This window comes from Euryhalocaulis sp. (genome assembly GCF_013911995.1).
In the GTDB taxonomy this organism is placed as follows: Bacteria; Pseudomonadota; Alphaproteobacteria; order Caulobacterales; family Maricaulaceae; genus Euryhalocaulis; species Euryhalocaulis caribicus.
Genome location: NZ_JACESD010000031.1, coordinates 25,380 through 34,168, shown reverse-complemented (window position 1 = coordinate 34,168; position 8,789 = coordinate 25,380). Strand labels below are relative to the sequence as shown.

4 protein-coding genes are annotated in these 8,789 nt (G+C 62.9%); all 4 read left to right on the top strand.

All coding sequences use genetic code 11. From position 1 onward, the window contains the following. Nucleotides 1-1,141 (top strand): holdfast anchor protein HfaD (gene hfaD, locus H2040_RS09355; RefSeq protein WP_287157007.1); only part of this gene is annotated, 1,141 nt, incomplete at its 5' end. Between the two features lie 293 nt (nt 1,142-1,434). Further along, nucleotides 1,435-4,467: a S8 family serine peptidase gene (locus H2040_RS09350; RefSeq protein WP_287157006.1), complete on the top strand. Its 3,033-nt coding sequence runs from the start codon at nt 1,435-1,437 to the stop codon at nt 4,465-4,467. Nucleotides 4,468-4,687: 220 nt separating this feature from the next. Beyond that, entirely contained in the window at nt 4,688-7,003 is a 2,316-nt protein-coding gene (locus tag H2040_RS09345) for a M10 family metallopeptidase C-terminal domain-containing protein (protein ID WP_287157005.1), read from the top strand. A gap of 176 nt (nt 7,004-7,179) precedes the next feature. Beyond that, nucleotides 7,180-8,667, top strand: a complete 1,488-nt coding sequence (locus tag H2040_RS09340; RefSeq protein WP_287157004.1) for a calcium-binding protein — start codon at nt 7,180-7,182, stop codon at nt 8,665-8,667. The last annotated feature ends 122 nt before the right edge of the window (nt 8,668-8,789 follow it).

Here is an 8,789-nt window from a genome sequence, read left to right as displayed (position 1 = left end):
CATCAATGAGCAGGTCGACCTGAACGCGGACATTGTCGTGGAATCGCGGACCGAGGCGGAAATCGCCGACGCCGCCACCTCCAACGCCAACGCGCTCGGCAACGCGCTCTCGGTGCATTCGCGCGACGTCGATGTCGGCGTCACCAGCGACCAGCAATTCGGCGGCCGCGCCAGCGCCGACGCGCAGACGGACGTGAACGGCGCGGGCATCGCGCTTTCCACCTCCGCCGCCATGGCGAACACGGCGACGGTCACCACCGATACCGCCGACGCCGGCGTCCTGCTCCGCCAGGACGTGACGCAGGGCTCCGAAGTGACATCCCGCGCCACCACCACGGTGCGCGGCGGCGCGGACAGCGCCATCGCCGCGGCGCAGAGCGCGGCCAATAACGCCGGTCTGCTGCCCGGCTACGGAACGACGGGCGAAGGCACGATCATCCAGTCAAGCGGCGCGGAAAGCGTGGCCGTGGGCCGGATTGTCGGCGACGGCGCGGCCCCCTGGGTCAGTTCCGCGACGGGCCTGGCGGTCGGCAACTCCATCTCCGCGGGCGAGGACACGACCCGCGTGCTGCTGGACGCCGAACAGACCAATACCGGCGCGGTGCGCGGCAAGGCCTTCATCGACGCCGATGTCGCCAATGAGGCCATCGCCGCCAGCCAGGCCGCCGGCAACAATATCGCGGTCGAAAACGACTATCGCTATGCCGGCCTGAACGCGCGTCAGGACAACCAGGCGGACGTGAACGCCCGCTCCGAGGTTTCCCTGATCGGCTTCAACGATGTCGCCTCGATCAGCGCGTCGGGCGTGGGCAACTCCACAACCGTCTCCAATATCGGCTCCAGCATCGGCGCCGATATCGACCAGTCGAACTCGGGCCGCGTGCGCGCTGTTGGATCGTTCGACGGCGGGACGGGCTCCACCGGCCTTGTCACCACCACCGCGTTCGGCAACGCCGCCTCCGCCTATGCCTGTTCGGACTGCGAAGGCGCGGCGATCAACGGCTCCAGCCGCCAGGTCAATGACGGCAAGGTCGTCTCCCGCTCCACAGCCTCCGCCTATTCCGGCGCCCTCCTATCCTCCAGCGCCACCGCCGTCGGCAACAGCGCCAGCTACGAAGTGACGAACTCGCGGGGGGATTAAAAACGGGCATGTCTGGTTGCGCCCACAGGCGCCAGCAGCTTTAGTTGCGTCTGCTGTTAGCGGAAACAACCGGGGCGGGCATGGCGCGCCATTCCCCTGACACGGGAATGCGAGGCGGCTGACCATTTTCAAATTGACCGGGGCCGATTGCGGGCCAATAGTTTTTTTAATGGAAGGGCTGCCATTTGGCTTTAGCCATCCCGTTTGTTCTTCCCGCACACCCTTATTTGATTATTGGCGCGGCGCGGACGCGATGAAATTGTCCTGACCGCTTTCAGGTCAGGACAATTCGAATGGCAAAGTCTGGCAAGCTGAACCTCGGGCTGGAACCCGAATTTTACGGGTATGAAGCATCCGCCCCGAAACCGGCGCTCGAACCTGACGATATGGTTGCAAAGTCGGGCGTGGCGGCGGCCCCGGACACGGTTTCCGGCAAAAGCGCCGTATCCAGCGCGCTGCTGCAATTAAGCGCCCGATACGAAACGCTCGCGCAGGCCTATGGCGCGGAAACCGCCGCGGAAACGCTGCAGGCGACATCACCCGGGTTCAAACTTGTTGGCGGCTATGTCGTAATCGATGTCATAGCTGAATCAGGTCAGAGCGAAATCGTGCTCGCCCAGCTGGAGAAGGTGGGGCTGGAGCATGGCGGCGCGTATGGCCGTGTCGTTTCCGGCCTGATGCCGCTTTCGGCGCTGGATCAGCTTGAAGACGTGGAAGGCCTTTCAATGGCGGCGCCCTCCCTGTCGGTCAGCCATGCCGGCGATGCGACAAGCCAAGGCGATGCGGCCATGACCACCGATAGCGCCCGCGATTATTTCAGCCTCGACGGGACGGGCGTGAGCGTCGGGGTGATGTCGGACAGTTTCGACAATCTCGGCGGCGCCGCGGGCGACATCGCCTCTGGCGATCTGCCCGCAGGAGGCGTGACAGTGCTGGAGGAACTCTCCAGCGGGGGCATCGACGAAGGCCGGGCCATGGCCCAGATCATTCATGACGTCGCGCCCGGCGCCGAGATCCTGTTCGATTCCGCATTCTATGGCATTGCCAATTTCGCGCTCGGCATTCTGGATCTTGCCGACGCGGGCGCGGACATCATCGTCGACGACATACTTTATTTCGCCGAGGCGATGTTCGCTGACGATGTCATCGCTCAGGCCGTCGACATCGTAACCGATGAGGGCGTGGTCTATGTCTCCGCCGCGGGCAATGGCGGTTACGATTCCTATGAGGCCGCCTATCGCGGAATCGTGTTCAATCCCAATTCGATAACAGGCGATGAGAGCTTCACGCCGGGAACCGGTAGCACCTTCCATGATTTCGACCCCGGCGCGGGCATAGATGTGGCGCAGAATTTCACGCTGGCCGCAGGCGATACCTACCAGATCGCCTTCCAGTGGGATGAGCCATACGCCTCGACCAGCGACGCCTCCCCAGGCTCGTCCAGCGATTATGATCTGTGGCTGATCGACGCCTCGACCGGCGCGGTGGTGGCCAATGCGCTGGCGATCAATGACGGCCGCGACCCTGTGGAGATACTCACCTACACAAACAATTCCGGCGCCGCACAGTCTCTGGCGCTGGTCATTGAAAAATACGAAGACGCCGGCCCGGACGCGGGAATCATCAAATTCGTCTCTTTCGGCGGCGGCACGCTGCAAGCCGGGGAAGATCGAGGCGAGAACCACGTATCGACCAGCTATGGTCACGCCAACGCGGCCGGAGCAATCGGGGTCGGCGCGGCGTTCTGGTATGAAACGCCGGCGTTCAGCGCCGACCCGGCCCTCATCGAATCCTACTCTTCGGCGGGCGGCGTGCCCATTCTGTTCGATGTGGACGGCAACCGTCTGGCCGAACCTGAAATTCGCGAACAGCCCTCCATTGTCGGTCCCGATGGCGGCAACACCACATTCTTCGGCCAGGCCATCAATGACGGCGACGCCTTCCCGAACTTCTTCGGAACCTCGGCCGCGGCGCCGCACGTCGCCGCGCTGATAGCCCTGATGATCCAGGCCGATCCTGACCTCACGCCGGAAGAAATCCGGCAAATTCTGGAAGACACCGCAGAGGATATGGACGACCCGGCAACGCCGGAATTCGATACCGGCTACGACCTGCAAACCGGTCATGGCCTGGTCAACGGCACGGCGGCCATCGCGGGGCTGGACAACGCCATTGCGGGCGGCGCGGGGGATGACTCTCTGGGCGGTTTTGGCGGGGATGACACGATCAGCGGCCTGACGGGCAATGATCGTCTTTACGGCGATTCCGGCGATGACCGTCTGATCGGCGGCGCGGGTTCGGATTTCCTGCACGGTGGAACCGGGCTTGATACGGCCGACTATGGCGGCTCTTCAGGCGGCGTCACTGTGAATCTGACTTCCGGAAGCGCACAGGGCGGCGACGCCGCGGGGGATAGCTTCGCCAGCATCGAGAATATTCAGGGCTCGGACTTCGGCGACACGCTGTTCGGCGATAGCGCCGCCAATCGCCTTGAAGGCGGCGGCGGCGATGACGTGCTTCGCGGCCAGGCCGGCGGAGACCTTCTCTCCGGCGGGACGGGCGCCGATAACCTCAAGGGCGGCGGCGGTCAGGACACGCTCTATGGCGACGCCGGAAACGACCGGATGTTTGGCGAAGGCGGCACGGACTCCCTGTTTGGCGGAACCGGAGCCGACAAGCTCTACGGCAATGGCAATAACGATTTGCTTGCGGGCGGCGACGGCAACGATCTCCTGTCCGGCGGCTTCGGAAGCGACACGCTGTACGGTGACGCTGGCGCGGACACGCTTAATGGCGGCCCGGACGATGACGTGCTGTACGGCGGCGCGGATAATGACACATTACTGGGGTCAAGCGGCGCCGACCTCCTGCATGGCGGATCCGGCGCCGACGTGCTGAAGGGCAATACCGGCGCCGATATGCTCAATGGCGGTGAAGGCGGCGACAAGCTCCAGGGCGGCGATGGAAACGACACGCTGGCCGGCGGCGCGGGGCGCGATCTTCTGTTCGGCGGAACGGGGTCGGACATTTTCGCCTTTCTGGAAGCCTCGGACTCTGGCGCAACCGGTCCCCAGCGCGACATCATCCGCGATTTCGAAAGCGGCGTGGACATGATCGACCTCTCCGCGATTGACGCCGACACGGGCGTGGGCGGCGATCAGGCCTTCACCTTCATCACGGGCGGCTTCACCGCCGCGGGCCAGATCCGCGTCATCGACCAGGGCGGCCGCTGGCTGGTCCAGGGCGAAGTTGACGGAGACGGCAACGCAGACTTCGCCATCCTGGTCTTCGGCGAAGCGCCGGTGGAAAGCGACTTCGTGCTTTAGAGCCCTTGCCCATTTGACCGCATCAAAGACTCCGGCCGCGCGGCCTGAGTCTTTACCTAAGTAAACATATTAAAATTTATTAAGAATTTGCGGAACCAACCCTGCAAAGGCGCGTTGCCAGACCTTAAGCCGGGGAGACGGCTAGCACAAAAAAAGTATTCGCAAGTCCGGAAACAGGTCGTTTCCGGAAGCGATGGGGTATTATCTGAAAGCGAGGCGCATGATGCTGACGCAACCGCAGAACGGACTTCTTCAATTCGACTACGCCGTGATCACCGCTGGAGGCGGAACAGTCTCAAGCGGCCAGACCTTCAAGACCGCCTTTCCCGCCGATGGCGTGGGCGACCTGAAAACCGATGCGGTTCAGCCCCTTCTGATCACCACCGATACCATCGCCGACGACATCTCCACCACGGAGTCCATTACGGTCGACGGCCCGCACGTCTTTTCCGCCATAGACACGATCGGCGATCAGGACTTCTTCTCCGTGGAACTGACCGAGGGCGAGATTTACGAGATCGGGATGTTCGCTCACATCGGCGGGGAGAACCTGGTTCCCCTCCCCGACGCCTATCTGGAAATCTATGACGACAGCGGAAACCTGATCGTCATCGCCGATGGCGGCGGGCCGAACACGCCCTCCGGGTTGGACGCCCTGCTCTCTTTCACCGCGGACTATAGCGGCACGTACTACATCAATGCCCGCGCCTATGACGAGCTGATGGAAAACGGCGAGACGGGCGATTTCGTCGGCGATTACGAGTTGTTCGTGGAAACCGGCGACGAGTTCAGCTACCAGCCCTACTATTCGCCGGATCAGCCTCTGCACGCCATCGACTGGGGCACGCAGATCGACGGATCCTCCCGCAATCCCGACGGCGACCAGGGCCCGCGGGACAATGGCGAACCCTTTACCGGCTATGCCTGGAATCCCTATGGCATCGAGGGCAAGACGGTCGTCACCTATTACCTCGCCAAGCAAGGCGATGTCTTTGTCAGCGAGGATCCCACCAATCCCGGCCTGACGGAAAACATCGTGGCCTCCGGCTGGGATGAATGGGAACAGGAAGCCTTGGAGGTCGCCTTCGACCAGTTCGAAAGCGTGGCCGACATCGTCTATATCGAGGTCGATAACCGCAACGAGGCCGACTTCACCCTGATCACCTATTCCGGCACGCCCGGCCCGGGCGTCAGCCTTCTGGGCCGCATGAGCCCGCCGGACGAACAGAATGAAGGCCAGGCGGAATTCAACTCCGGCGACGAGCGCTGGAATGAAGAAGGCCTCGCCCAGGGCGGCTTCACCTTCGTCACGCTGATCCATGAGCTGGGCCACGGCCACGGCCTCGCCCACCCGCATGACAGCGGCGGCCGTTCGGGCGTGCTCAGCGGCGTCGAAACCGAAGGCGCGGTGGCGGACTACACGCTGGGCGACTTCAACCTGAACCAGGGCGTCTACACCATGATGTCCTATGAGGATGGCTGGCAGACCTCCCCCTATGGTCAGGCCGACACCAGCGATCCGTTCGGCTGGCTCGGCGGCCTGATGGCCTTCGACATCGCCGCCATTCAGGACAAGTACGGCGTCAATGAAGACACCAATACCGGCGACGATGTCTATGTCCTGAAGGACGTCAACGAAGCCGGCACCTTCTATGAGAGCATCTGGGACGCGGGCGGCGAGGACCAGATCGTCTATAATGGCGACCGCGACGCCAATATCGACCTGCGCGACGCCACGCTGGAATATGAGGAAGGCGGCGGCGGCTGGATGTCTTACGCCTTCGGCGTGCATGGCGGTTTCACCATCGCCAACGCCGTCACCATCGAAAATGCGCGCGGCGGCAACGGCAATGACACCCTCACCGGCAATGAGGTCGCCAACCGCCTGTTCGGCAATGATGGCGACGACATTATCCTTGGCGGCGACGGGGAGGACCTTCTGCGCGGCGATGGCGGTCAGGATATCCTTTACGGCGAAGACGGCGCGGACAATCTGAAAGGCGGCGCCGGGGCCGATACGCTTAGCGGCGGCGAAGGCGGCGACCGTCTGTTCGGGGAAGGCGGCGCGGACGCCCTTTATGGCGGCGAGGGGAACGACAAGCTCTACGGGAATGGCAATGGCGATTTCCTGGACGGTCAGGCCGGCAACGACCTTCTGATCGGCGGCGTCGGCGATGACAGCCTCGCCGGCGGAGAAGGGCGCGACGTTCTGTTCGGACAGTCCGGGGCGGATGTCTTTATCCTGCGCGATATTTCGGAAACCGGCCTGACCGGCGCGGACCGGGACATCGTCCGCGACTTTGAATCCGGCGTGGACCTGTTCGACCTGACATCAATCGACGCCGACATCCTGACCGGCGGGGATCAGGCCTTCACCTTCATCACCGGCGGCTTTTCCGGAACGGCGGGCGAACTCCGCGTCATGGACAATGGCGACCGCTTTGTCCTGCAGGGGGACGTCGATGGCGACGGCGGCGCGGACTTTGCCGTCCTCATCTTCGGAGACCAGCCGGTCGAGGCAGATTTCCTGCTATAGATCACAGCGTAACTGGCTGATTTTAAATTAATGAACTGTGCGGCGGGACTTATTGACCCGCCGCACGGTTTTCATTCTGTAAGAGTTGAAACAAAAAATAAAACAAACTTTCAATTTACTTGAGCGCCGTTTTCGCTACAACTGTAGTTACCAATCGAAAATGAAAGGTGACAGTCATGGCGCTGATTCCCGGAACCGATGGCCCTGACAATCTGGAGGGCGGCTCGGGCGATGACACGATCAACGGCGACAGCGGCGATGACGTCCTCTCCGGCCTTGGCGGCAATGACCTGATCTTCGGCGGCAATGGGCAGGACACCCTGTTCGGCGGAACCGGCGTGGATGACCTGTTCGGCGGCAATAACGCCGACCTCATCTATGCCGGCGATGGCGACGACAACGTCAACGGCGGCACGGGCAATGACTCCATTTCCGGCGGATCCGGGGCCGACAGCATCTCGGGTGGCGACGGCGAAGACACGGTTTTCGGCGGCAATGGCGATGACACGGTCTTTGGCGGTAACGACATTGACGCCCTGTATGGCGATACCGGGTCGGATTATCTCAATGGCGGCGCCGGCGACGATTCCCTGTTCGGCGGCGACGGCGACGACCGCTTTATCGGCCTGGCCGGCGCGGACGCCTATTTTGGCGGCGCGGGGACCGATCTGGCCAATTTCGCGAACGCCGGAACCGGCGTCACGGTCAATCTGATGGCGGGCGTGGGCCTTGGCGGCGAAGCCGAGGGCGACACATTCGACGGCGTCGAGAACGTGCGCGGATCGAATTTCGACGACTCGCTCTTTGGCGATGACAACGCCAATTCCCTCTACGGTCAGGCGGGCAGCGACATTCTGCGCGGCAATGGCGGCAGCGACATGATTTCCGGCGCTTCGGGCGAGGATAATATCAAGGGCGGCGGCGGCGACGATCTCATCAATGGCGGCGATGACGCGGACCGGGTGTTCGGCGAAGGCGGCGCGGACAATGTGTTCGGCGGGGACGGCGACGACCGGCTTTTCGGAAACGGGAACGACGACCGTCTCAGCGGCGATAACGGCCTGGATTACATCATTGGCGGGTTCGGAAATGACAGCCTTTTCGGCGGCAACATGGCCGACACGATCAATGGCGGCCCCGGCTCGGACGACATGTTCGGCGGCACGGCCGGCGACACCCTGCTGGGCGTTGACGGCAACGACTATATGAGCGGCGACGCCGGCGATGATGTCCTGAAAGGCATGACCGGAAACGACATCATTTACGGCGGATCCGGCATCGACAAGATTCAGGGCGGCTCCGGCAACGACTCCATCTTTGGCGGCTCCGGTCGGGACCTGCTGTTTGGCGGCACCGGCTCAGACACTTTCTTCTACCGCTTCGAGACCGATACCGGCGCCACAGGCGCCAATCGGGACATCATCCGCGACTTTGAAAGCGGCGTGGACACCATCAATCTCGCCACCATCGACGCGGACTCCACCACCGGCGGCAATCAGGCTTTCACCTTTATAACCGGGGGATTCACCGCCGCCGGGCAGCTGCGCGTGGTCGATCAGGGCGGCCGCTCTCTCATACAGGCCGACATAGACGGCGACGGCGGCGTAGATTTCGCCATCATCGTCTTCGGCGACACCCCGCTAGAAACCGACTTCTTCCTCTGACGCGCCCTCCAGGGCCAACTGGACGCCTGACCTTCAGGCGCGAACATGTGTGACAGGCAGGTTGCCGCCTGCACAGGGTCGCGTCTAGGTTGAAACCTGGACATCAAGCAGGGGGCGCCGTC